22 protein-coding genes and 1 riboswitch are annotated in these 21,873 nt (G+C 67.3%); of the genes, 9 read left to right on the top strand and 13 right to left on the bottom strand.

Features of this window, described 5'->3' with window-relative positions; genetic code table 11:
- Together BM197_RS13735 and BM197_RS13730 are read right to left on the bottom strand one after the other, a co-directional pair.
- The coding region (locus BM197_RS13735) for a helix-turn-helix domain-containing protein (RefSeq protein WP_143095081.1) at window positions 1-210 on the bottom strand (210 nt) is incomplete at its 3' end.
- 130 nt (window positions 211-340) lie between these two features.
- Window positions 341-1,267 (bottom strand): aldose 1-epimerase family protein, encoded by a 927-nt coding sequence (locus BM197_RS13730; protein WP_090712502.1) that lies wholly within the window; start codon window positions 1,265-1,267, stop codon window positions 341-343.
- Window positions 1,268-1,402: 135 nt separating this feature from the next.
- Between BM197_RS13730 and BM197_RS13725 the strand changes: the two genes are divergently transcribed.
- Window positions 1,403-1,606 (top strand): dodecin family protein, encoded by a 204-nt coding sequence (locus BM197_RS13725; protein ID WP_090712500.1) that lies wholly within the window; start codon window positions 1,403-1,405, stop codon window positions 1,604-1,606.
- Window positions 1,607-1,609: 3 nt separating this feature from the next.
- Here the strand turns inward: BM197_RS13725 and BM197_RS13720 are convergent, their stop codons facing one another.
- Window positions 1,610-2,419, bottom strand: a complete 810-nt coding sequence (locus tag BM197_RS13720) for a DeoR/GlpR family DNA-binding transcription regulator (protein ID WP_090712498.1) — start codon at window positions 2,417-2,419, stop codon at window positions 1,610-1,612.
- 97 nt (window positions 2,420-2,516) lie between these two features.
- Between BM197_RS13720 and galT the strand changes: the two genes are divergently transcribed.
- A complete protein-coding gene (gene galT, locus BM197_RS13715; protein ID WP_090712496.1) occupies window positions 2,517-3,638 on the top strand; it encodes a galactose-1-phosphate uridylyltransferase in 1,122 nt (373 codons plus the stop codon).
- A complete protein-coding gene (gene galK / locus BM197_RS13710) occupies window positions 3,635-4,795 on the top strand; it encodes a galactokinase (protein ID WP_090712495.1) in 1,161 nt (386 codons plus the stop codon). The genes galT and galK overlap by 4 nt, the downstream gene beginning before the upstream one ends.
- Window positions 4,796-4,895: 100 nt before the next feature.
- Here the strand turns inward: galK and BM197_RS13705 are convergent, their stop codons facing one another.
- The 3 genes from BM197_RS13705 to glyA form a co-directional block, all read right to left on the bottom strand.
- Window positions 4,896-5,372 (bottom strand): YbaK/EbsC family protein, encoded by a 477-nt coding sequence (locus BM197_RS13705; RefSeq protein ID WP_090712493.1) that lies wholly within the window; start codon window positions 5,370-5,372, stop codon window positions 4,896-4,898.
- A gap of 165 nt (window positions 5,373-5,537) precedes the next feature.
- Entirely contained in the window at window positions 5,538-6,419 is an 882-nt protein-coding gene (locus tag BM197_RS13700; protein ID WP_090712490.1) for a bifunctional methylenetetrahydrofolate dehydrogenase/methenyltetrahydrofolate cyclohydrolase, read from the bottom strand.
- Window positions 6,420-6,424: 5 nt separating this feature from the next.
- Window positions 6,425-7,696, bottom strand: coding sequence for a serine hydroxymethyltransferase (gene glyA / locus BM197_RS13695; protein WP_245762546.1), 1,272 nt, complete (start codon window positions 7,694-7,696; stop codon window positions 6,425-6,427).
- 42 nt (window positions 7,697-7,738) lie between these two features.
- A riboswitch (ZMP/ZTP riboswitch) is annotated at window positions 7,739-7,842 on the bottom strand.
- 162 nt (window positions 7,843-8,004) lie between these two features.
- Here glyA and BM197_RS13690 point away from each other — a divergent pair.
- The 6 genes from BM197_RS13690 to nagA all read left to right on the top strand — a co-directional run bounded on the left by BM197_RS13690 (window position 8,005) and on the right by nagA (window position 14,192).
- Complete coding sequence (locus BM197_RS13690; RefSeq protein ID WP_090712487.1) at window positions 8,005-8,358, top strand: SPW repeat protein; 354 nt, start codon at window positions 8,005-8,007, stop codon at window positions 8,356-8,358.
- 160 nt (window positions 8,359-8,518) lie between these two features.
- Window positions 8,519-10,087 carry a family 20 glycosylhydrolase gene (locus BM197_RS13685; RefSeq protein ID WP_090712485.1) on the top strand — a complete coding sequence of 523 codons (1,569 nt, stop codon included), beginning with the start codon at window positions 8,519-8,521 and terminating at the stop codon, window positions 10,085-10,087.
- An 82-nt stretch (window positions 10,088-10,169) separates the two neighbouring features.
- Complete coding sequence (locus BM197_RS13680) at window positions 10,170-11,060, top strand: SIS domain-containing protein (protein ID WP_090712483.1); 891 nt, start codon at window positions 10,170-10,172, stop codon at window positions 11,058-11,060.
- Entirely contained in the window at window positions 11,057-12,004 is a 948-nt protein-coding gene (locus BM197_RS13675) for an ROK family protein (RefSeq protein ID WP_090712482.1), read from the top strand. Before BM197_RS13680 ends, BM197_RS13675 begins: the two co-directional genes overlap by 4 nt.
- Window positions 12,001-12,915 carry a 1-phosphofructokinase family hexose kinase gene (locus BM197_RS13670; protein ID WP_090712479.1) on the top strand — a complete coding sequence of 305 codons (915 nt, stop codon included), beginning with the start codon at window positions 12,001-12,003 and terminating at the stop codon, window positions 12,913-12,915. Before BM197_RS13675 ends, BM197_RS13670 begins: the two co-directional genes overlap by 4 nt.
- A 110-nt stretch (window positions 12,916-13,025) precedes the next feature.
- Complete coding sequence (gene nagA / locus BM197_RS13665; RefSeq protein WP_245762545.1) at window positions 13,026-14,192, top strand: N-acetylglucosamine-6-phosphate deacetylase; 1,167 nt, start codon at window positions 13,026-13,028, stop codon at window positions 14,190-14,192.
- Here the strand turns inward: nagA and mnhG are convergent.
- The 7 genes from mnhG to BM197_RS13630 form a co-directional block, all read right to left on the bottom strand.
- Window positions 14,189-14,605 (bottom strand): monovalent cation/H(+) antiporter subunit G, encoded by a 417-nt coding sequence (mnhG, locus tag BM197_RS13660; protein ID WP_090712477.1) that lies wholly within the window; start codon window positions 14,603-14,605, stop codon window positions 14,189-14,191. The two genes, nagA and mnhG, sit on opposite strands and share 4 nt — an antisense overlap.
- Window positions 14,602-14,865, bottom strand: a complete 264-nt coding sequence (locus tag BM197_RS13655; protein WP_090712475.1) for an MrpF/PhaF family protein — start codon at window positions 14,863-14,865, stop codon at window positions 14,602-14,604. Before BM197_RS13655 ends, mnhG begins: the two co-directional genes overlap by 4 nt.
- Complete coding sequence (locus BM197_RS13650; RefSeq protein ID WP_090712472.1) at window positions 14,865-15,449, bottom strand: Na+/H+ antiporter subunit E; 585 nt, start codon at window positions 15,447-15,449, stop codon at window positions 14,865-14,867. The genes BM197_RS13655 and BM197_RS13650 overlap by 1 nt, the downstream gene beginning before the upstream one ends.
- A complete protein-coding gene (locus BM197_RS13645) occupies window positions 15,446-17,008 on the bottom strand; it encodes a Na+/H+ antiporter subunit D (RefSeq protein WP_090712470.1) in 1,563 nt (520 codons plus the stop codon). The genes BM197_RS13650 and BM197_RS13645 overlap by 4 nt, the downstream gene beginning before the upstream one ends.
- Window positions 17,005-17,481 carry an NADH-quinone oxidoreductase subunit K gene (locus BM197_RS13640; RefSeq protein WP_090712468.1) on the bottom strand — a complete coding sequence of 159 codons (477 nt, stop codon included), beginning with the start codon at window positions 17,479-17,481 and terminating at the stop codon, window positions 17,005-17,007. The genes BM197_RS13645 and BM197_RS13640 overlap by 4 nt, the downstream gene beginning before the upstream one ends.
- Window positions 17,478-20,399: a Na+/H+ antiporter subunit A gene (locus tag BM197_RS13635; protein ID WP_090712466.1), complete on the bottom strand. Its 2,922-nt coding sequence runs from the start codon at window positions 20,397-20,399 to the stop codon at window positions 17,478-17,480. The genes BM197_RS13640 and BM197_RS13635 overlap by 4 nt, the downstream gene beginning before the upstream one ends.
- Before the next feature lie 75 nt (window positions 20,400-20,474).
- Window positions 20,475-21,710, bottom strand: coding sequence for an MFS transporter (locus tag BM197_RS13630; protein WP_090712465.1), 1,236 nt, complete (start codon window positions 21,708-21,710; stop codon window positions 20,475-20,477).
- Window positions 21,711-21,873 lie beyond the last annotated feature (163 nt).

Below are 21,873 nucleotides of genomic sequence, written 5' to 3'. Positions count from 1 at the left end.
CGTCCGGTTCGAGATCCGGTGCGGGCGCGAGGACCGGTCCTGCATCCCGGCCTCGCCCATCGCGGCGTATCGTTCGGCCCACCGGTTCGCTGTCGGCCAGGAGCAGTTGAACGCTTTCGCGGCCTGTGAGACTGGCCAGCCCTGATCGATGATCAGCCGCGCCACTCGAAGTCGTTGGCGTGGAGTTAGAGCAGCATTAGCGTGGGACATCGAGGACCTCCTGGCTGTCGAGAGTGTTTGTCTAAGCAACTCCCACTCTGCAACCGGAGGTCCTCACCTCATTCGCAGCAACTACAGCGAGTCGTCACACCGATTCAACCAACGTCCCTGTGCAGTACACCTAGGCCGGCGCGAAGCCGTCGCCGCGCACGCCCCAGCTGGCCTCCCAGGTCTCCCCTGGGCCTAGCCATTTCAGGTCCTGGCCGGAGTTGAAGGCGTCCGCCGGCGCGGTCATCGGTTCGATCGCGACGGCCTTCGACTGGCCCGGGTACCGCTCGGTGGTGAACACCTGCCAGTAGCGGAAGTTGTCGTCGCCCCAGACGGTGACGGTGCGGCCATCGGGTGACGAGACCGAGTGCTCCGAGACACCGTCGCGCATCACGGCGCCGCCGAATCCGTCGTCGAGCGCGAGCTCGCCGAGCAGTATTCCGTCGCGCAGGTCGTACCGGGTGTGATCGACCGGAACTTCCGCGACAGGCAGCGAGCGCTCGTCGGTTTCGAAGTGGGTGGTGACGTTCACGCGAACCGTGAGGTCCTCGGGTTTCACATCGCCGATGGTGAAGAACGGGTGAGCACCGATCGCCACCGGCGCCTCGGCATCCGACCGGTTCGTGACCGCGTGGGTGACCTCGAGCCCTAAATCGACGAGCCGGTAGGTGACCGCGGTGTCCAGGAGGAACGGATACCCGTGCTGAGGAAACACCCTCGCTTCCAGCTTCAGCGAGGACTCGGTACGGGCAGCGACGGAATACGGACTGTTGCGAAGCAGGCCATGGCTGGCGTTGTTCTTTGCCGGCTCGGTGATGTCGAGCTGCTGGGTGGCGCCGTCGAGAGTCCACCGCGCGTCGCGGATGCGATTCGGCCACGGCACGAGAACCATTCCACTGCCCAGGGGGCGCTGACTGGTGGCGTCGTATGGCGGCATCATGTCGATCCCACGGACGCTTAACCGGCGGATGCCTGCAGCCAGCTGCGTGATCGTCGCCGAGACGACGCCTGACGACGTCTCCAGAGAAAGGTCGAATTGTTCACCGGTGGCTGAGTTCATGGCTATCTGGGGACTCCCTCGAGGACACGTTCCTCCCCGAGCGTAGTCCCTCGGCATGCCAGGGGCGACGGCTGTTTCGAAGACGGCGCGAGAGGAAGAATCGGCAGCATCCAAACCACTCTCAAGGAGGAGAAGATGACGTCAGTTGCACGCATCACAACAATCAGCGCCCGCTCGGAGACCAGTTTCGACGACGCCGTCGCCGCCGGTGTAGCCAGGGCGAGCGAGACCCTGCGCAACGTCTCAGGCGCGTGGGTCAAAGACCAGAAGGTCGAGGTGAGGGACGGCAAGATCGTCGAATGGCAAGTGGCACTCGAGGTGACGTTCGTCCTGGAGTGAGAGTCAGGCGGTGAGGACCCCGACGCCGGCCGCCGTGAGTTCGGCGACCAGCGCCGGGTCCGCCCCGTCACTCGTCAGGATCAGGTCGACCCGCTCGAGCGGAGCGATCGTGCCGAGGCTCACGCGGCCGAGCTTCGACGCGTCGGCCACGACGATCACCCGCTCCGCCACGGCGACCATGAGCTGTTTCACTTCGGCTTCCGGCAGGTTGATGTTGGTGACGCCATGGGCAACATCTACGCCGTTGCAGCCCAGAATGGCCATGTCCGCGTGCACCTGGTCGAGCACGGCGCGAGCGAGCGGCTGGACGAGGGAGTGCTGGAGCGGCCGGAGCGCGCCACCGGTCACGATAACCGTGAAGCGCGGGATCTCCGACTCCAGCTCGAGCGCGATGTGGAGACCGTTGGTGATGATCACGAGGTCCTCAAGGTCGGTACGCTCCTTGAGCGCCTGGGCCACCGCAAGCGTCGTCGTCCCGACGTCAAGCAGGATGCTCTGACCCGATTGCACAAGCGAGGCGGCGAGCCGGCCGATGGCCTGCTTGTCCTGCGCGGATGCCTCCAGCGACTCCTCAAAACTCGATTCGCGGTCGCGCGCCTCGCGCGGCACAGCGCCCCCGTGGACCCGGCGGATGTTCTCGCCGTCGTCGAGTGCGGACAGGTCGCTGCGGACCGTCACCTCGCTCACCCCGAAGAGGGCGGCCAGCTCGGCGACCCGCACGAAGCCGCGGCGGGCGATGAGTTCAGCAATCCGCTGCCGGCGCAGAACCGCAGGAACAGCCTCTTCACCCTCTCGAGCTTGCCGAACCGTCATGCCCTCATCTTCAGTTACTTTCGGAACGTTGTCAATATCGTAAGTAGCGCCTAGAATCGGTTGTGTATTCGAAACCTCCTCGGAAGGCACTTCTTCGATGTCCACCATCACTTCACAGTCGGACGTGCTCGCCGACGGTCGCGAGATCATTTATTTCGACGACGCCGACACCACCCTGGGAAAGACGCGTTCCGCCGACACCCGTGACCTTCCCGACCGGCCCGCGACGGCATCCATGCGCCAGGATCCCCTGACCGGCGAATGGATCTCGATCGCATCTGCCCGGCAGAGCCGGGCGTTCCTTCCGCCTGCTCACCTCGACCCGCTTGCTCCGCAGACGCTGACCAATCCGTCGGAGGTACCGAGCAACTACGACGTGGCCGTGTTCGAGAACCGGTCCCCGTCGTTCGGCCCCCTGCTCGAAGACGACAATGCCCCACGCGGGCTCGACGACCTCGCCGAGGTCGGCATCGGCCGGACTCGCACAGCGGTCGGGCGCTGTGAGGTCGTCTGCTTCAGTCCCGAGCACGAGGGATCGTTCGGCTCACTCAGCCGTTCGCGGGCGCGAACGGTGATCGAGGCGTGGGCCGCCCGCACCGCCGCCCTCTCAGCCCTGCCAGGCATCGAACAGGTCTTCCCGTTCGAGAACCGCGGGGTCGAAATCGGCGTGACACTGCTCCACCCGCACGGGCAGATCTACTCCTATCCGTACGTGACCCCGCGCACGCAGCGACTGCTGGCATCCATCGACAGTTACGGGCCCGACCTCTTCGCCGACATCCTCGCGAGTGAGCAGGCCGGCGACCGGGTGGTGCTGGCCGGGAAGCACTGGACGGCGTACGTTCCGTTCGCGGCTCGCTGGCCCGTCGAGGTTCATATGCTTCCGCACCGGCACGTGCCCGACTTCACCGGGACCACCGATGAGGAGCGAAACGAACTCGCCGTGCTGTATCTGCGCCTCCTCCGCGGCGTCGATGCGCTCTACGACACCCAGACCCCGTACATCGCCGCGTGGCACCAGGCGCCGGTTTCGGTCGGTCGCGACGACATCCGCCTGATGCTGCAGCTCACCTCGCCGCGCCGCGCCGCAGACAAGCTCAAGTACCTGGCCGGATCCGAAGCCGCGATGGGAGCGTGGATCGGTGACGTCCCGCCCGAAGAGACCGCGAATCGAGTGCGCGAGGCCATCGCGCGGGCAGATCAGGAGAACCCCGTATGAGTGAGCTGAGCACCCGGGCACGAGCAGGATTCGAGGAGCGGTTCGAACGCGAACCGCTCGGCGTCTGGCGGGCGCCCGGCCGGGTCAACCTCATCGGCGAGCACACCGACTACAACGACGGGTTCGTCTTTCCGTTCGCCATCGACCGGTCGACAGTCGTCGCGCTTGCTCTCCGCCAGGACCGCACCATCCAGATCACCACCGCACACAGCGAGGACGTCATCAGGATCGGGCTCGACGACGTCGCGCCCGATGCCGTCTCCGGCTGGTCGGCATACCCGCTCGGCGTCGTCTGGGCGCTCGGCGAGTTTGGTGCCGACCTTTCCGGCGTTGCCGGTTTCGATGCCCACATCGACTCCGACGTTCCGATCGGGGCCGGTTTGTCGTCTTCGGCCGCAATCGAGAGCGCCGTCGCCGTGGCCCTCAACGAGGTCTGGGACCTCGGTTTCGACCGCCAGCTCCTCGCCCGCGTAGGCCAGCTCGCCGAGAACAAGGCGGTCGGTGCGCCGACCGGCATCATGGACCAGTCGGCATCCCTTCTCGGCCAGAAGGACGCGGCGGTGTTCCTCGACTGCCGCAGCCTCGACGCTGAGGTGATCCCGCTCGGTTTCGAAGCGGCGGGGCTCGTTCTTCTCGTCATCAACACCCACGTGTCGCACTCACACGCGACCGGCGGGTACGCCGACCGCCGGGAATCCTGCGAGCGCGGCGCCCGCGAGATGGGCGTCTCCTCGCTCCGCGATCTCGATGTCGACGACCTGGACCGCGCTTCAGCAGTACTCGACGCTGAGACGCTGAGACGGATCCGCCACGTCATCACCGAGGACCAGCGGGTGCTCGACACCGTGCGAACGCTTCGCCTCTCCGGGCCCGAGGCAATCGGTGACCTGCTCACGGCGTCGCACGCGTCCATGCGCGACGACTTCGAGATCTCGGTGCCCGAGCTCGATGTCGCGGTGGACAGCGCACTGGCCGCAGGGGCGATCGGCGCGCGGATGACCGGGGGCGGCTTCGGCGGCGCCGCGATCGCGCTCGTGCGGACGACGGAACTCTCCGCCGTATCGGATGCCGTGCTGGCCGCCTTCGCTCGAAACGGCTTCGAGACGCCTGACCTCTTCACGGTCACCGCTGCTGACGGGGCATCCCGGGCCGACTAGCGTTCACTCTCAACAGGGCGAACCGCGCGGTTGCGACGCTCAACAGGAGCACCTGCCCCCTCTGAGATGGGGGCTCCTGTTACGGGGAGCGCGGCTCGTCTCAGCCGGGTTCCACGGCGGTCGCCGTGCCACCCGTGAGCCTCAGCAGCTCGTGGAAGGTCGTGGGAAACACCGTGTGCGGATGCCCCGCAGCGGCCCACACCTCCGGGTACGCGGCGAGCGCGGTGTCGACGAACGTGCGCACCGGCGCCGGATGCCCGACCGGTGCGACTCCCCCGATCACCTGGCCGGTGGCGGCGCGCACCGTGGCAGCATCCGCCCGCTTGAGCGTGCCGCCGAGCTGCTCGCCGAGCCAGCCGGTGTCGACCCGGTGAGCGCCAGAGGTGAGGACGAGCACCGGCTCACCCTCGAGGGTGAAGATGAGCGAGTTCGCGATCGCGCCGACGTCGACGCCCAGGGCTTCCGCAGCGTGGACCGCGGTGGGCGTCGCGTCGTCGAACCAGCGCACGTCGCCGCCGACTCCGCCGGCGCGTAGTTCGGACAGGACCCGGTCGACGGAGGGATGGCTCTCATGCATGCCCGAATCCTAGTTTCCCCACGCCACATTGACGAGATCCGGCCCAACACCCCTCCAAATTCAGGAGAACTTTGCCGACACGCCGTGCACGAGGTGCGACACGCCGGGCTCAGTGAGGATCTCCTGAATGTGGAGTTGGATGCTGAATTTGGGGCGGGCAGGGGGCTACGGGTTCAGTCGCTCCGCCGTATCCACAACGTTCGTGAGCAGCTGCACCCGGGTCATCGGGCCGATCCCGCCGGGGTTCGGCGAGATCCACGCGGCAACCTCGGCCGCCGCCGGGTCGACGTCGCCGACGACACGGCTCTTGCCGGTCTCCGGGTCGGTCTCACGGCTGACGCCGACATCGAGAACGATCGCGCCGGGTTTCACCGCGGATGCCTTCACAATGCCGGGAACACCGGCTGCAGCGACGATGACGTCTGCCGTGCGCAGCAGGTCGTCGAGGCCGACCGTGCCGGTGTGGGTGAGGGTGACGGTGGCGTTGAACTCGCGTCGGGTGAGCAGAGGCCCGATCGCCCGGCCGACGGTCACCCCGCGCCCCACAACGACAACGTGTTTGCCGGCCAGCTCGATGCCGTGCCTCTGCATCAGTTCGATGGCACCGCGCGGCGTGCACGGCAGCGGGGTGGTGATGGGCCGGTTGACGTTGAGGATGAGCCGTCCGAGGTTGGTCGGGTGCAGGCCGTCCGCGTCCTTCTGCGGGTCAACGCGCTCGAGGATCGCGTCGGTGTCGATGTGCGCCGGCAACGGCAGCTGCACGATGTAGCCGGTGCAGCTGTCGTCGGCGTTGAGCTCGTCGAGTACAGCCTCGAGCTCCTCCTGGCTGATTGTGGCGGGCAGGTCGCGGCGGATCGACTCGATGCCGACCTCCGCGCAGTCCCGGTGCTTGCCGGCGACGTACCACTGTGAACCGGGGTCGTCGCCGACGAGCACGGTTCCCAGCCCGGGAACGATCCCGCGTTCGCGGAGCGCGGTGACGCGTTCCTTCAGCTCCGATTTGATGACGGATGCGATGGCTTTGCCATCGAGGATCTGTGCGGTCATCGCAATTACTGCGCGAGTCCCGGGTACAGCGGGAACGCGTCGGTGAGTGTCTTCACCCGCGCACGCAGGGCCGGGATGTCGGCGCCCGGCTTGAGAGCCGTCGCGATGACGTCAGAGACTTCGGTGAACTCGGCGTCGCCGAATCCGCGGGTCGCGAGCGCCGGTGTGCCGATCCGGAGGCCGGAGGTGACCATCGGCGGGCGCGGGTCGAACGGAACCGAGTTGCGGTTCACCGTGATACCGACCTCGTGGAGGGCGTCTTCAGCCTGCTGGCCGTTGATCTCGGAGTTGCGGAGGTCAGCGAGCACGAGGTGCACGTCGGTTCCGCCCGTGAGCACGTCGACGCCGGCGGCGCGGGTGTCGTCGGCGGTGAGCCGCTCGGCGAGAAGGCGCGAGCCCCGCAGGGTGCGCTCCTGCCGGTCCTTGAACTCAGGCTGCGAAGCGAGGAGGAACGCCGTCGCCTTGGCGGCGATGACGTGCATGAGCGGCCCGCCCTGCTGGCCGGGGAACACGTTCGAGTTGAGCTTCTTGGCGAGCTCCATGTCACGGCTGAGGATGAAGCCGGAGCGCGGGCCCGCGAGCGTCTTGTGCACCGTGGACGACACGACGTCAGCGAACGGCACTGGTGACGGATGCAGTCCAGCTGCGACGAGACCGGCGAAGTGCGCCATGTCGACCCAGAGCTTGGCACCCACCTCGTCGGCGATGGCGCGGAACGCGGCGAAGTCGAGCTGACGGGGGTAGGCGGACCAGCCGGCGATGATGACCTGCGGCTTGTGCTCGAGCGCTTTCTCCCGAACGACGTCCATGTCCACGAGGAAGGTCTCGGGGTTCACGCCGTAGGAGACGGCGTTGTAGAGCTTGCCGGAGAAGTTGAGCTTCATGCCGTGGGTGAGGTGACCGCCGTGGGCGAGTTCGAGGCCGAGGATCGTGTCACCGGGGGTGGCGATCGCGGAGAGCACTGCGGCGTTCGCGGTGGCGCCCGAGTGAGGCTGGACGTTGGCGTATGCGGCACCGAAGAGGCTCTTCGCGCGCTCGATGGCGAGCGACTCCGCCACGTCGACGTACTCGCAACCGCCGTAGTAGCGGCGGCCGGGGTAACCCTCGGCGTATTTGTTCGTGAGAACGCTGCCCTGCGACTGCAGCACAGAGACCGGGACGAAGTTCTCGCTCGCGATCATCTCGAGGTAGTCGCGCTGGCGGCCGAGTTCCTGCTCGAGAACGGCGGCGATTTCCGGGTCGACCTCGGAGAGAGGCGCGTTGAACGTTGAGGACAAAAGGGGCTCCTTTAGACAGCGGCGGACAATATGCAGGTAATCCGTATCAACCCAGGCGTTCGGCCGAATCCGTGTCAGTCGCTCCCCGATGGTGACCATCCGAGGCGGAATTTTCTTCCACCTGCACGCCAGTTACGACAGACCGATCATAGCAGCGGGAGTTCACTTCTCCGCCGGAGCCGTGTCGGCCGGGTGGAGCGGATGCCGCGGCGAGCGGGGTACAAAAGACGCTTGTTCCGGGAACCAAAGCGCTTCACACTGTTACTGACCCCCAAATTGGGAGCCAACTTGTGGAGGAGTTGGTAGTGATGAAGAAATGGACAAGGTGGCAGGACTGGGCCGCCGTTGCCCTCGGCCTGTACGTCGCTCTCTCGGTCCTGTGGACCACTCAGGCGGGGACGTCCACGCCGATGCTGATAACCCTGGGCATTCTGCTCGCTGGGTCGGGAGTGGTTAGCCTGGCGATGCCGGGCCTCGTCTCGGTGGAATGGATACACGTCGCGATCGGCGCCTTGCTCGTCATTTCGCCATGGGTCGGCGGCTATGCCTCGCAAATGGGCGTCGCATGGACGTCATGGATCTGCGGCGCCCTGGCGATCGTTGGCGGCGCCCTGGCGATCCAGCCGGCGAGGCAGGCTCACCGGAGCCCGATAACCCACTGATCCGAAGGCACCCTCCGCATCACAACTGGCGAGAGCGTTTCCGCTCGGCCAGGGACTGATGCGGAGTGGCGGCGCGCGTGCTTCACCAGTTCAAGGGGGCCCCATTCGGCGTCGGCACATGCTTTGATGGAGGCCCCAGCCGACCGAGAGAGTAGCCCGCATGAGAGCGTCGATCATTCCCACGCCCACCGAGTTGCAGGTGAACGCCAGTGCTGCGCCGTTCGTCCTGTCGGTGTCATCCCGGATCCTCGCCACCGATGCCGCCGCATCCGTCGCCGGTCACCTCGCGGGCATCCTGCGCCCGTCGACCGGATACCCGCTGCCTGTGCTGAGTCCGCTCGACGGCCACGTCGCCGGCCCCGCCGACATCGCTTTCCACCTCGACCTCACCGATGAGCTCGAACTCGGCGCCGAGGGCTACCGGCTCGAGACGTCTGCGGCCGGCGCGACGATCACCGCGGCGACTGCCGCAGGCCTGTTCTATGGCATCCAGTCGCTGCGGCACCTTTTCCCTGCCGACATCGAGAAGCGCTCGGTGCAGAGTGCCCCATGGCAGGCCACGGCCGCCAGCATCATCGACCGCCCTCGGTTCGCCTGGCGCGGCGCCATGCTCGACGTTGCGAGGAACTTCTTCGACGTGCCCGCCGTCACCCGGTTCATCGACGAGATCGTGCTGTTCAAGATCAACGTGCTCCACCTGCACCTCACCGATGACCAGGGCTGGCGCGTATCGATCGCCGGCAGGCCGGAGCTGACCGGCATCGGCGCCGCCTCCGCCGTCGGTGGCGGCCCGGGCGGGTATTACACGGAGGAGGATTACGCGCGCATCGTGGCATACGCATCCGAGCGTTTCGTCACGGTCGTGCCCGAAATCGACGTGCCTGGCCACACCAACGCGGCATTGAGCGCGTACCCGGAACTCAACGCCGACGGCACCGCTCGCGAGCCGTACACCGGCATCGACGTCGGCTTCTCCAGCCTCGACGTCGACGCGGATGCCACGTGGCAGTTCCTCGACGACGTCTTCCGTTCCGTTGCCGCGCAGACGCCAGGACCGTACCTGCACATCGGCGGTGACGAATCGCACTCCACGCCGCCTGACCAGTACCCGGTCTTTCTCGCACGGGCAACCGCTCTCGTCGCCGCCCACGGCAAAGTGCCTATCGCGTGGCATGAGGCCGGCCGGTCGAGTGACCTCGCACCGGGCACGATCGGTCAATATTGGAGCTACGTCACCCCGCAGAACAATGCGGCCGAACTCGCCGCGTCATTCGTCGACCAGGGCGGCTCGCTCATCCTCTCCCCCGCCGATGTCGCGTACCTCGACATCACCTATGACGAAACGACGCCGATCGGGCAAGCCTGGGCGGGCGGACCGACGAGTGTGCGGGCGGCCTACGAATGGGAACCCGCCGACATCCTTCCCGGCGTCGCCGACGAACGGATCCTCGGCGTCGAAGCACCCCTGTGGACGGAAACCGTCGCCTCGGCCGCCGACATCGACTACCTGGTCTTTCCACGGCTGGCTGCCGTCGCCGAAATTGCCTGGTCTGCCCCAGCCGGGACCCCTGCGCGGAACTGGGCAGAATTCTCCGACCGGCTGGAAGCCTGGTATCCCAGGTTCCTGGAGCTCGGAATCGGAGCGTTCCGCGAGGGCGAGCCGTATCCGGCAGGTCGTTCTGGTGTCTCCGGCGGAGTGTCTCGCGTTCCCGGAAGCGATCTGGCATGATCAGAACTGATTGGCTTAGGCATTTTCAATCAACATCAATCACCGCACCGCCGCACCGGCCTAAGTTACAGGAGCAGAACCGATGACCGCACCCGGCGCCTGGATGAACGAAGAACTGCGAAGCCAGCCCGAGGTCTGGGCACAAGCCGCCGCAATGACCGCGGAGCAGACGACGCTGCCGGCCGCGGGGCAGCGCGTGGCTGTGATCGGCTGCGGAACATCCTGGTTCATGGCCCAGTCGTACGCTGCTCTCCGAGAAGGCAGCGGCCAGGGTCGCACCGACGCCTTCGCGGCGTCCGAAGCGTTCCTCGACCGCGACTACGACGCCGTCATCGCGATCACCCGCTCCGGCACGACTTCTGAGGTCCTCGAACTGCTCACAGGCGTGAAAGGTCGCGTCCGTACGATCGGCATCGTCGGTGACCTGTCGAGCCCGCTGGTCGACCTCGCCGACGACATCGTTGGCCTCCCCTTCGCCGACGAGAAGAGCGTCGTGCAGACGCGCTTCGCCACAACGGCCTTGACGTTCTTGCGCGCATCGACCGGTGCAGACGTGTCGGCGTCGATCCGGGATGCGGAGACGGCACTCGCCGAGGACCTCTCCGACGAGCTCATCGGCGCCGAGCAGGTCACCTTCCTCGGCCGGGGCTGGAGTGTCGGGCTCGCCCACGAGGCAGCACTGAAGATGCGCGAGTCGTGCCAGGCGTGGACCGAGTCGTACCCGGCCATGGAATACCGGCACGGCCCACTGGCGATCGCGGCGCCTGGGCGCGCTGTGTGGATGTTCGGGGACGCACCCTCCGGCCTCTCGGGGCAGGTCGCCGCGACAGGCGCACGATTCGAGGACTCGGCGCTCGACCCGCTGGCCGATCTCGTGCGCGCCCACCGCGTCGCCCTCGAGCGTTCCCTGCGCGCCGGGCTCAACCCCGATGTCCCGCGCAACCTGACCCGCTCGGTCATCCTCGACGCATGACAGGTGGCCAGTTCCTGGGCGACGGCCCCGCCGTCCTCGCGTTCGACGTCGGCGGCACAGACACCAAAGCAGGACTCTTCGACGAACACGGTTCACTCCGCGAGATCGTTCGGGTACCGACGCCGTACAGCACCGACGGCAGCGGGGATGCGGTGCTCACTCAGCTCGCGGTCCTCGCCGGCCAGTTCGCCGCGCGGCATCCCGACATCGCTCCCCGCGCCGCCGGGCTCATCGTTCCCGGTCTCGTCGATGACGACGCCGGGATCGGCGTGAGGGCCGAGAACCTGGGCTGGCAGAATGTGCCATTCCGGGACGCCGCGAGCGCGACTCTGGGCGCGCCCGTCGCGTTCACCCACGACGTCCGCGCCGCCGGGACAGCCGAATATCACCTCGGCGCTGCGGGACGCTTCCGCAACGTGATGGTCGTCGTCATCGGAACCGGAATCGCCAGCGCTCTCTTCATCGACGGTAAACCGTACTCCGCCTCCGGATACGCCGGTGAAATCGGCCATGCCGTCGTCGATGTCGGCGGGGCTCCGTGCGCGTGCGGCGGCAACGGCTGCCTCGAGGCCATCGCCTCGGCCGGCGCGATCACCCGGCTGTACAACAGGGACGCGGCAGCGCCCGTCGCCGGGGCGCGCGAAGTGCTCGACCTCGCCCGTTCCGGCGACGCACTCGCGGCATCCGTCTGGAACACGGCGACGGATGCGCTCGGCCTCGCCCTCTCCCAGGCCGTCGCGCTGCTCGCCCCGGAGGCGATCGTCCTCGGTGGCGGTCTCGCACAGGCGGGGAACGCACTCTTCGCCCCGGTCGAGGAGCGCATGAACTCATTCCTCACCTTCCACCGACGACCGGTACTGCTGCCGGCGACCGTTGGCGAAAACGCGGGGCTCGTCGGCGCCGCTCTCGGCGCCCGCTCCCTTCTCGCCGGGGCGCAGGCATGATCCTCACCGTGACAGCGAACCCCGCACTCGACAGCACCATCACCCTCGACCGGCTCGACATCGGAGAGAGCCACCGGGTTCCTCCTGCGGTCACGCGGGCGGGAGGCAAGGGCATCAACGTCGCGCGGGTACTGCTGCAGAAGGGCGTGGAGACCCTCGCCGTCGCCCCGGTCGGCGAGGACGACTTCGATGAGTTCGAGCGCGACCTCGGCGACATCCCGTCGCTTCTTCTGCCTGTTCCTGGCCGCGCACGCCGCTCGACCGCGATCGTGGAGCAGTCGGGGCGGACAACGGTGCTCAACGAGTCCGGACGGACCCTCCCGGCGGAAACCTGGGAACAGGTGGTGAATGCCGTCCGGTCCCGGCTTGGCCACACCGGCTGCCTGGTCGTCTCTGGCAGCATCCCTCCCGGCGCTCCCGAATCGCTGGTTGCCGACCTGATCGCTCTCGGCCGGGGTGCCGGCATCCCCACCATCGCCGATGCGTCAGGCGACTACCTGCTGAGCGCGGCGGCGGCCGGGGCCACCCTTCTCAAACCCAACCGGCGGGAGCTGGCCGACGCCACCGGCGAGCTCGACCCGCTTGCCGGTGCCCGGGCGCTCCAGGCCGCCGGGGCCGACCTTGTCCTCGTGTCACTCGGCGAGGACGGCATGATGGCGGTTCCTCGGCATGGCGCTGTGCTGCGCGCGCGGCTCGACGTGGTATTCGCGGGCAACCCCACCGGGGCCGGAGACGCAGCGGTCGCCGGTGCGGCATCCCTCGTCGACTCCGGGATCCTCGACATCCGTACCCTGCTGTCCCGCGCCACCGCGTGGGGTGCTGCGGCCGTTCTCGAGCCGCAGGCGGGCAGCATCCACCCGGACTGCGACGAACTCGAACGCCGGCTCACCATCACCGAAGAACCCGCCTGACAGAGACCCGACCTGAGCAGACCCGGCCTCTTCGCAACGAACCCCCGGCAGACCGGCCTGCTCCTGTGCGTCGCTTTCGCTCCGTGCCGCATCGACGTTATCGTGGCGATGTGAGCCCTTTCCCGTCTTCGCCTCCCGACCTGATCATTCACTCCGCTCGCGTTCTCGGCGAGGGCACGCAATCTGACGACGGCTACGTCGCCTTCAGCGGCGGAACGATCTCCGCCACCGGAACGGGCGACGGCTGGCGCAGCCTCGACCCCGTGAACTCCGTCGACGCCGCCGGAGCGCACCTCGTTCCCGGGTTCATCGACATCCACGGCCACGGTGGCGGCGGATGCTCCTTCGACAGCGACGCGGACGGCATCCGCACCGCCCTCGCCGTGCACCGGGCGCACGGAACGACGCGATCCGTGCTGTCGCTCGTCACCGGCTCGCTCGACGACCTCGTCGATCGGCTTGCGCTCGTCGCCGGGCTCGCCGAAGAGGACCCGACCATCCTGGGCTCGCACCTCGAAGGCCCGTTCCTTGACCCGGGGCACAAGGGCGCGCATGACCCGGCGCAGCTGTGCGCACCGGACGAGGCATCCATCGAGCGGCTCCTTACGGCGGCCCGCGGCACGCTCCGCCAGGTCACCCTCGCCCCCGAACTTCCGGGCGGGATGGATGCCATCCGGCAGTTCACGACGGCAGGTGTCACCGTCGCCGTCGGTCACACCGACACCGATTTCGATGGCGCGCAAGCCGCTTTCGAGGCGGGCGCGAGCATCCTGACCCATGCCTTCAACGCGATGAACGGCATCCACCACCGCAATCCGGGTCCGGTCGCCGCGGCCGCCGCCGCTGGGTCGGTCACCCTGGAGATCATCAACGATGGTGTCCATGTGCACCCGGAGGTCGTGCGCATCGCTTTCGGCGCTGCTCCGGGGCGCATCGCACTCGTGACGGATGCCATGGCGGCCGCTGGATCGTCTGACGGTACCTACCAGCTCGGGTCGTTGAGTGTCGACGTGGTCGACGGGGTGGCCAGGCTCGCCGGCGGCGGATCGATCGCCGGGTCGACGCTCACGCAGGACGTCGCCTTGCGCCGGGCGGTCACTGAGGTCGGAATCGGGTTCCCCGAGGCTGTGGCCGCGCTGACCGAGACCCCGGCGAGGGCAATCGGCCGCGCCGATGACCTCGGGCGGCTCGAGGTCGGGTTCGCCGCCGACGCGGTCCTGCTCGACGACGCATACTCCGTCACCGCTGTGTGGGCGAACGGTGAGCGGCTGCGTTAACCGGAGGGTCGGTCGTCGCGCGGGGCCGGTGGGGTTCCATGGGGCGCGGGCGGGGCGCCATCCTGCTCTGCCCGGTCGACGCTGTCCGAGAGTTCGTCACGGATCAGCAGGTCGCGGCGCAGGTGGTCTGACCGGTAGGCGGCACGACCAACCATGTGCGCCGTGATCGGCGCCGTCAGTGCCTGGAAGATGATGATCGCTGTGAGCAGCGCGAACGTTGCGATCGTGGCATTGTTGACGGCGACTGCCGCTGCAATGGCCATCAGGCCGAGAATCTGTGGCTTGGTGGCAGCGTGGAGGCGCGACAGCACGTCGGGGAAGCGCATGAGCCCCACACCGGCCGCGAAGCACATCAGCGCGGACACCAGGACCAGGACGACGGTGATGATCTCGCGGATGTCGTCGCTGATCATGTTTGGTCCTGTTTCGCCATGAAGCGGGCAAAACTCACCGAACCGACGAACGCGAACGCGCCGAGGACAAGCAGGACCGGCAGCGTCTCCGTATGGGAGTTGAACGCCATCTCGGCCGCCAGCACACACATGATGGTGACGACGAAAACGTCGGACGCGATGACCCTGTCGAGAAGGCTGGGCCCGCGGATGACGCGGTACAGCGCTGCGACGGCGCCGGTGCCGAAGAGCACGCCGGCAACAATGATCGCGATGTGCATCAGTTCCTCCCCCGTCGTACGGATCGGGTCAGTTCATTGGGCTGGTTGACGCGCCACACGTCATCCACGGAACCTATCGCCATCACCAGACGCTTCTCGGTCGCGAACACGCTCGCGCGGAAGTCCTCCAGGCCGTCATCGTCAGCCACGTTGATCACGTGCACGTACAGAACCGATTCCTGCCGGTCGACGTCAACGACGATGGATCCCGGAACGAGCGAGATCGCCTCCGCCGTCCAGGTCATGATGAGATCCGATCGTGTATCGAGGGCGATCGCGAGAATGGCACTCGACGGTTTGTATCGCGGATCGATGACCAGCCAGGCAACGTCGAGTGAGGCGCGGGCGATGTCGACGAGGAGGCGGACCAAGAAGACAGCGGTGTGCCAGATGTTGATTCGGCCGCTGAGGTCGATCGCCGGCAGATAGAACAGAAGCGAGATCACGACGGCAAGGACCACGCCGCTCACGACGCTCAGGACGGTGAACTGGCCCCAGAGCAGGCACCACAGAACGACGAGCCCGCAGAAGAGCACGATCTGGCTGCGGGCGCTGATGCGGCGACCGCCGGATTCCGGGCTCACGGGGTGGCCTCCGGGAAGACGGCTTCGACGTAGGTGGACGGTGAATCGAAGTCCGCCGCCGTGCGGCTGGCAAGGTCGAAGAGCGGGCCGGCGAAGATCGTGAGGGCGACGGTGAGGGCCACCATCCCGGTCGTGGCCGCGAGCATCAGGCGGGGCACGCTCTTGGTGCGGACCGTTCCACCCGGGTCGTCGGGGTTCTCGCGGAGTGAATCGAGCAACGGCGATGAGTACCCTTCGACGTCGCCGCTCGGCCGCCAGAACACCATGTTCCAGACTCGGACGAGGGCGTACAGGGTGAGAAGCGACGTCGCGGCGCCGGCGGCGATGAGCATGTACGACAGCGGGGTGCCGAGCGCGACACCGGCTTCGAACAGCCCGACCTTGCCGAGGAAGCCGGAGAACGGCGGGATCCCGCCGAGGTTCATCGCCCCGATGAAGAAGAGGACCGACACGAGCGGCGACGCCTTGAGAATGCCGCCCACCCGGTTGATCGACGTTGTCCCCCCGACCCGCTCGACGAGTCCCGTCGCGAGGAACAGCGTGGTCTGCACGATGATGTGGTGGACGATGTAGAAGATCGTGGCGGCGAGCGCCGCCTGGCTACCGATCGCGATACCGAAGATCATGTATCCGATGTGACTGACAAGGGTGAACGACAGCAGTCGCTTGATGTCCGCCTGGGCCAGGGCGCCGAGGATCCCGATCAGCAGGGTGAGCAACGCGACCACCATGAGCGGGATGTCGATATCGACATCCGTGAACATCACCGTGTCCGTGCGGATGATGGCGTACACGCCCACTTTCGTCAGCAGCCCGGCGAACACGGCCGTGACGGGGGCCGGCGCGGTCGGGTACGAGTCGGGGAGCCAGAACGACATCGGGAACACCGCGGCCTTGATGCAGAAGGCGACGAGGAGCGAGATGCAGAGAATCAGCTGCACGTCAGCGGGCAAGTCGCGGACCCGTTCCGCGATCAGCGCCATCGTCACCGTGCCGGTGGCGGCATAGATGAAGGCGATCGAGGCCAGGAAGATGATCGACGAGGTCAGGCTGACGATGATGTACGTCACGCCGGCGCGGATGCGTGCTCCGGTGCCTGCCAACGTGAGCAGGACATAGCTCGCGGAGAGCAGCATCTCGAAACCGACGTACAGGTTGAAGAGGTCACCGGCGATGAACGCGTCGAACAGTCCAGCCGCCAGGACCAGGTAGGTCGGGTGGAAGATCGAGACGGGGGTTTCCCTGTCGCCGTCGGCGATACCCTGGCCGGCGGCGAAGAGGAGCACGCCGAGGAGCATGAGGGCGGCGATCAGCACCATGATCATCGCGAGCCGGTCGGCAACGAGGACAATACCGAACGGTGCGTCCCAGCCACCGACGTCGACGACGACGGGGCCGACCTGGTCGACGTACACGAGCAGGATTGCGCTCAGCACGGTGACGACGGTCAGGGTCAGCGCGCTGACGAGAACCTGCGCCCTGCGGTGCGCACCGAGAACGAGGGCGGTCGCCGCCCCCAGCAGGGGTAGCAGCACAAGGAGGGGAACGAGAGCACTCATCGCTTCTCCTCCAATCCGCGGTCTGGTTCGTCGGGGTGTTCGTTGCTGTCTGCGAGGATCTTCTGGATTGCCGCGTCGTCCAGGTCGACCGCGTCGAAGGTGGCATCCGTCGCCGCTTCGGTGTCGTCAGTGTGCTGGTCGGGCACTGCGTCACCCTGGTCGCCGAGCTGGGCGAGCCACCAGGACCGGTAGATCAGCGCGAGGACGAAGGCTGTAATACCGAAGTTGATCACGATGGCAGTGAGCATGAGCACCTGGGGCACCGGGTCAGCCATGGTCTCGTCCGCGCTCGTGCCCGTGACGATCGGTGCGGTTCCGTTGGGCCCGCTGACCAGCAGGATGAGCAGGTTGGTGGCGTTGCCGACGAGCATGAATCCGATGAGCACGCGGGTGAGGCTGCGTTCGAGCATCACGGTGATGCCGACGGCGTAGAGCACGGCCATGAGCAGGATGAGGGTGGCGGAGGCGGTCATCGGGCTGCCTCGCTCTCGGAGAAGTCGTCGCGGGATTCCTCGGCCAGGTCCGCCTCTTCCTGCTGGCGGTCGATTTCAGCGCCGAGGCTGCGGAGGATGTCGAGCACGAGACCGACCACGACGAGGTAGACGCCGACGTCGAAGATCGTCGACGTGCCGAAGGACAGGTGCCCGAGGAGGATCACGTCCGCTTCGAAGTACGCCGAACTCAGCGTCTCCACGCCGAAGAAAAGCGAGACGACGCCGCAGCCTGCGGCAAGGGCGATGCCAGCGCCGAGGATCTTGCCTGCGTCGATCGGGATCGCCTCGGCCAGTTCGTAGCGTCCGCCGGCGAGGTAGCGCGCAACCAGGGCGAGACCCGCAAGCAGTCCCCCGGCGAATCCACCGCCTGGCGCGTTGTGTCCGACGAAGACGAAGTAGATCGAGACGAGGATGGCCGGGTGGAAGAGCAGCCGGACAAGGACCTCGAGCAGGATCGAGCGGTGGTCAGGGGCCAAGGTGCGGCCGGCCAGCAGCCAGCTCATCCGGCTGGAACTGGCTTCGGGGCCCGGGGCCAGCGGGTCGACGAGCACACGCCTGCGGTTTTGTCCCCTGCGCTGCTGGCGGGAACCGACCACCCTCGGGATCGGCCCGACGCGACCGGTGACGAACAGCAGGCTCGCGATGCCGGTCGCGACGACGACGAGCACGGAGATCTCGCCCATGGTGTCCCAGGCCCGGATGTCGACGAGCACCGTATTGACGATGTTGCGGCCGTGTGCCTCTTCGAACGCGAGCCGTGGCCATTCGGTGCCGATGCTCTCGTCCTGGCGGGCACCGAGCGCGATCACGGCGACGACCGCCATGGTCGCGCCGACGGCGATGCCGACGCTGGCTCGCACCAGTCGTTTGACGGGCCTGTTCCGCTGCGCGATTTTCGTCGGCAGGCGCCGGAGAACGAGCACGAAGACGACGAGGGTGACCATTTCGACGAGAGCCTGGGTGAGGGCGAGGTCAGGCGCGCCATGCAGGGCGAACAGGGCGACCATGCCGAAGCCGGTCGTTCCCACGAGAAGCACCGCGGTCATCCGTTGCCGCGCCCGGCCGGCCATGATCGCCGCGATCGCGATGGCGACGGCGATGAGCGCCTGCTCCGGGTAGTCCCACGCCCGGATGCTGTCGGGCCAGGTCCGATTCAGGAGGCTGGCGACGCCGAGGGTGAGCACGTAGACGATGAGGATGGTGCCGAGGTACTGAGGGAGGCCGCCGCGCTGCGCGAAAATGGTCGTGCGAGCAGCCAGGCGGTCGACGAGGCGGACGCTGAGCCAGTACCCGCGTGACGCGTCCAGTGTCGACGGAACAGCACCCTGCGCCCGCGCAACCCAGACGCGCCGCCAGAACATGACAAGGCCGAGCGCGACGACGAGGGCGGACAGAGCAAGGGCCGGCTCGAACCCGTGCCACAGTGCGAGGTGGTAGTCGGCCGGACCGGGCATCGTCTTCGCGTACGGCTGGAGTGCCGGATCGAGGAGGGGCCCCGCTCCGACGCCGAGCACGATCGTGGCAGCGGTGAGGATGCCGGGCGCGACGAGGATGCCCCAACCGTCGGCGTGAAGCTCTGACGGAGCCGACTCTTTGCGGGTGGCGAATGCTCCCCAGAAGAAGCGAACGCTATAGGCGACGGTGAGGACCGAACCTACCGCTGTGCCGATGAGGGCGATCCAGCCCCAGACGTCACCGTCGAGAGCGGCCTCGAGAAACGCGGTGAACACGGCTTCTTTCGCGACGAATCCGAGAAGTGGCGGCAGCCCGGCCATCGACGCCACGGCGATGAGGGAGATCGCCGCGAGCATCTTGGACTGGTTGCCGACGCCGGAGAGCTTGCGCCAGTCGCGGGTGCCGGCGCGGTGGTCGACGATGCCGACGACGAGGAAGAGCGCCGCCTTGTACAGGGCGTGGGCGAGGAGGAGTGCGGCGCCGGCCAGGCCCGCATCGTGCCCGCCGAAACCGACGATGACCATCAGGAACCCGAGCTGGCTCACGGTTCCGTAGGCGAGGAGAAGCTTGAGGTCGTACTGCCGCAGCGACCGCCAGGCGCCGACGAGCATGGTCAGGACGCCGAGCCCGACGAGGCTCTCGGTCCAGCCCGGGGTATCGGCGTACGTGGGCGCGAAGCGGGCGACGAGGTAGATGCCGGCCTTGACCATGGCTGCGGCGTGCAGGTAGGCGCTGACCGGGGTTGGGGCGGCCATCGCCGCCGGAAGCCAGAAGTGGAAGGGCACGATCGCCGACTTCGACAGGGCGCCGACGAGGATGAGGAGGATCGCGACGGTCGTTGCCGACCCTTCGAGACCCACCTCGATGATCGACGCCATCGAGGTGGTCCCCGCCTGAACCGCAATCATCACGACGCCGACGAGCATGACGAGGCCACCGAAAGTCGTCACCAGGAGGGCCTGCAGTGCGGCACCCCGGCTCTCCTTACGGTCGACGTAGTGTCCGATGAGCAGATACGAGAGCACACTCGTGATCTCCCAGAACATGAACAGCACGAGGATGTCGTCGGCGGTGACGAGCCCGTACATGGTTCCGGCGAAGGCGAGCAGGAGCCCGGCGAACCGGCCGAGGCCTGGCTCCGTCGGGGTGAAATACCGCGCGCAGTAGATCAGGACGAGCCCGCCGACACCGGTGACGATGAGGGCGAGCAGCCAGGCGAGCGTGTCGACACGAAACGACAGTGCGATTCCCAGATGGGGAATCCACGGGATGCTTTCGGTCACCGCACCGCCGGTGAGAACCGCCGGTGTCTGGGCCAGCGTGTACGCGAACGCGGCGAACGGCAGAACGGAGATGAGGTAGAAAACCCGCGTGGACAGCCACTTCGTCAGCAGCGTCGTCGCACACGAAACCACGAGGAAGGCCAGCAGGATTAATACCATGGAGGTCTCTCGGGTTGCGAGTGGTGGATGACCCCAGTTTAACCGCCCGGAGAGCCCGTCTGGACCACGGCGACGCTAACGGTGTGCTTTCGGGGACGACTGCCGGGCGGAGACCCGAAGCGTCACGAGCACGACGACCAGCCCGAGGAGGACGAGCACGATCGTCGCCACCGGCAGCGCCGCGAGGCCACGCCAGTCGAGGAGCAGAGCACCGATGAGCGCCCCGCCGCCGATTCCGATGTTGAACGCGGTGGTGTAAAACGCACTGGCGGTGTCCCGGATCCGCGTGCTCGCCGAGTGCAGCAGGCGGGTCTGAAGCAGGGGCGGGACGAGGCCGAAGGCGAGCCCCCACAGGACGATTCCGGCGAGAGAGACCCACAGGACCGGTGTCGCCACTGCTGCGACACCGGCGCCGACGGCGGTCGCGATGAGGCCGATCATCAGCCCGGTGCTCGTGCGTCTGCCGAAGACGGTTCCGGCAAGGATGAGCCCGAGCGCCCCGGCAGCACCGATCGCGAAGAGCACGGCGCTGAGGAACTCGGGGGCGACTCCGAGACGGTCGATCAGGTACGGCGCGATGTACGTGTAAAACGCATAGTTGCCGATCATCACGATCGCCACCGTGACGCAGAGCAGAGCGACGGCGAGGATCGTTGGGTCGCGGCGGGAGACGGCATCCGCGTGGACCGCCTTATCTCTCTCCACCGGGGGCAGCCAGCGGATCACGGCGAGGACGCCGAGGAACAGTGCGAACGCGATCGCGGCGAACGCCCACCGCCAGCCGGCGGCCTGGCCGAGCACTGTGCCGAGCGGCACCCCGAGCACGAGCGCGATCGTTCCGCCGGCCAGGGTGATCGACACCGCCCTGGCGATGTGGTCGCGGTCCACGAGATGCGCGGCGTATGCCGGCACCATCGCCCAGAACAGCCCGTGCGCGAGACCGCCGAGAATGCGCGTAGCGAGGACGAGCTCGTGGGTGGGTGCGATCGCGGTCAGCAGGTTGCTCAGGCCGAGTACCGCGAGGATCGCCACCATCATCGTGTGCCTGGGGACCTTCACGGTCATGGCGGTGAGTGGGGCGCTCGAGATCACCACGGTGAAAGCGAACACCGTGACGAGGAGGCCGACCTGCGACGGCGAGACGCCGAGCGACTCGCTCATCTCCGGCAGCAGGCCGGTCGGGATCATCTCGCTCGAAATGGAAAGGAAGACCGTCGCCGAGAGGGCGATCAGCCCGATCCACGGGAACGGAAGCGGCCCGGCCGGCGGGTGCACAGCGCGAGGCGCGACAGGAATGGGAGAAGTGGTCATCGGGGAATCCAACGACGGCGTTCACTCGGCCGCGGGAGCGAGAGCCGAGTTCGTCTACGCGCCGATGTGCGCGCCCAGGGCCGAACGGGTTGCGCCGACCGTGACCAGTCTAACCGAGGGTTCACAGAGCGGAAAAGGGGCGGCTCCGCCTGCAATAGCCTAG

Source organism: Mycetocola miduiensis (genome assembly GCF_900115155.1).
GTDB classification, from domain to species: Bacteria; Actinomycetota; Actinomycetes; order Actinomycetales; family Microbacteriaceae; genus Mycetocola_A; species Mycetocola_A miduiensis.
The sequence above is the reverse complement of the archived record's forward strand: the minus strand, read 5'-3'. Positions and strand labels throughout refer to the sequence as shown.

Excerpts from the sequence above, each read along its gene's own strand:
- BM197_RS13730 (WP_090712502.1), bottom strand. The coding sequence starts at position 1,267 with ATGAACTCAGCCACCGGTGAACAATTCGACCTTTCTCTGGAGACGTCG.
- BM197_RS13725 (WP_090712500.1), top strand. The coding sequence starts at position 1,403 with ATGACGTCAGTTGCACGCATCACAACAATCAGCGCCCGCTCGGAGACC.
- BM197_RS13720 (WP_090712498.1), bottom strand. The coding sequence starts at position 2,419 with ATGACGGTTCGGCAAGCTCGAGAGGGTGAAGAGGCTGTTCCTGCGGTT.
- galT (WP_090712496.1), top strand. The coding sequence starts at position 2,517 with ATGTCCACCATCACTTCACAGTCGGACGTGCTCGCCGACGGTCGCGAG.
- galK (WP_090712495.1), top strand. The coding sequence starts at position 3,635 with ATGAGTGAGCTGAGCACCCGGGCACGAGCAGGATTCGAGGAGCGGTTC.
- BM197_RS13705 (WP_090712493.1), bottom strand. The coding sequence starts at position 5,372 with ATGCATGAGAGCCATCCCTCCGTCGACCGGGTCCTGTCCGAACTACGC.
- BM197_RS13700 (WP_090712490.1), bottom strand. The coding sequence starts at position 6,419 with ATGACCGCACAGATCCTCGATGGCAAAGCCATCGCATCCGTCATCAAA.
- BM197_RS13690 (WP_090712487.1), top strand. The coding sequence starts at position 8,005 with ATGAAGAAATGGACAAGGTGGCAGGACTGGGCCGCCGTTGCCCTCGGC.
- BM197_RS13685 (WP_090712485.1), top strand. The coding sequence starts at position 8,519 with ATGAGAGCGTCGATCATTCCCACGCCCACCGAGTTGCAGGTGAACGCC.
- BM197_RS13680 (WP_090712483.1), top strand. The coding sequence starts at position 10,170 with ATGACCGCACCCGGCGCCTGGATGAACGAAGAACTGCGAAGCCAGCCC.
- BM197_RS13675 (WP_090712482.1), top strand. The coding sequence starts at position 11,057 with ATGACAGGTGGCCAGTTCCTGGGCGACGGCCCCGCCGTCCTCGCGTTC.
- BM197_RS13670 (WP_090712479.1), top strand. The coding sequence starts at position 12,001 with ATGATCCTCACCGTGACAGCGAACCCCGCACTCGACAGCACCATCACC.
- mnhG (WP_090712477.1), bottom strand. The coding sequence starts at position 14,605 with ATGATCAGCGACGACATCCGCGAGATCATCACCGTCGTCCTGGTCCTG.
- BM197_RS13655 (WP_090712475.1), bottom strand. The coding sequence starts at position 14,865 with ATGCACATCGCGATCATTGTTGCCGGCGTGCTCTTCGGCACCGGCGCC.
- BM197_RS13645 (WP_090712470.1), bottom strand. The coding sequence starts at position 17,008 with ATGAGTGCTCTCGTTCCCCTCCTTGTGCTGCTACCCCTGCTGGGGGCG.
- BM197_RS13640 (WP_090712468.1), bottom strand. The coding sequence starts at position 17,481 with ATGACCGCCTCCGCCACCCTCATCCTGCTCATGGCCGTGCTCTACGCC.
- BM197_RS13635 (WP_090712466.1), bottom strand. The coding sequence starts at position 20,399 with ATGGTATTAATCCTGCTGGCCTTCCTCGTGGTTTCGTGTGCGACGACG.
- BM197_RS13630 (WP_090712465.1), bottom strand. The coding sequence starts at position 21,710 with ATGACCACTTCTCCCATTCCTGTCGCGCCTCGCGCTGTGCACCCGCCG.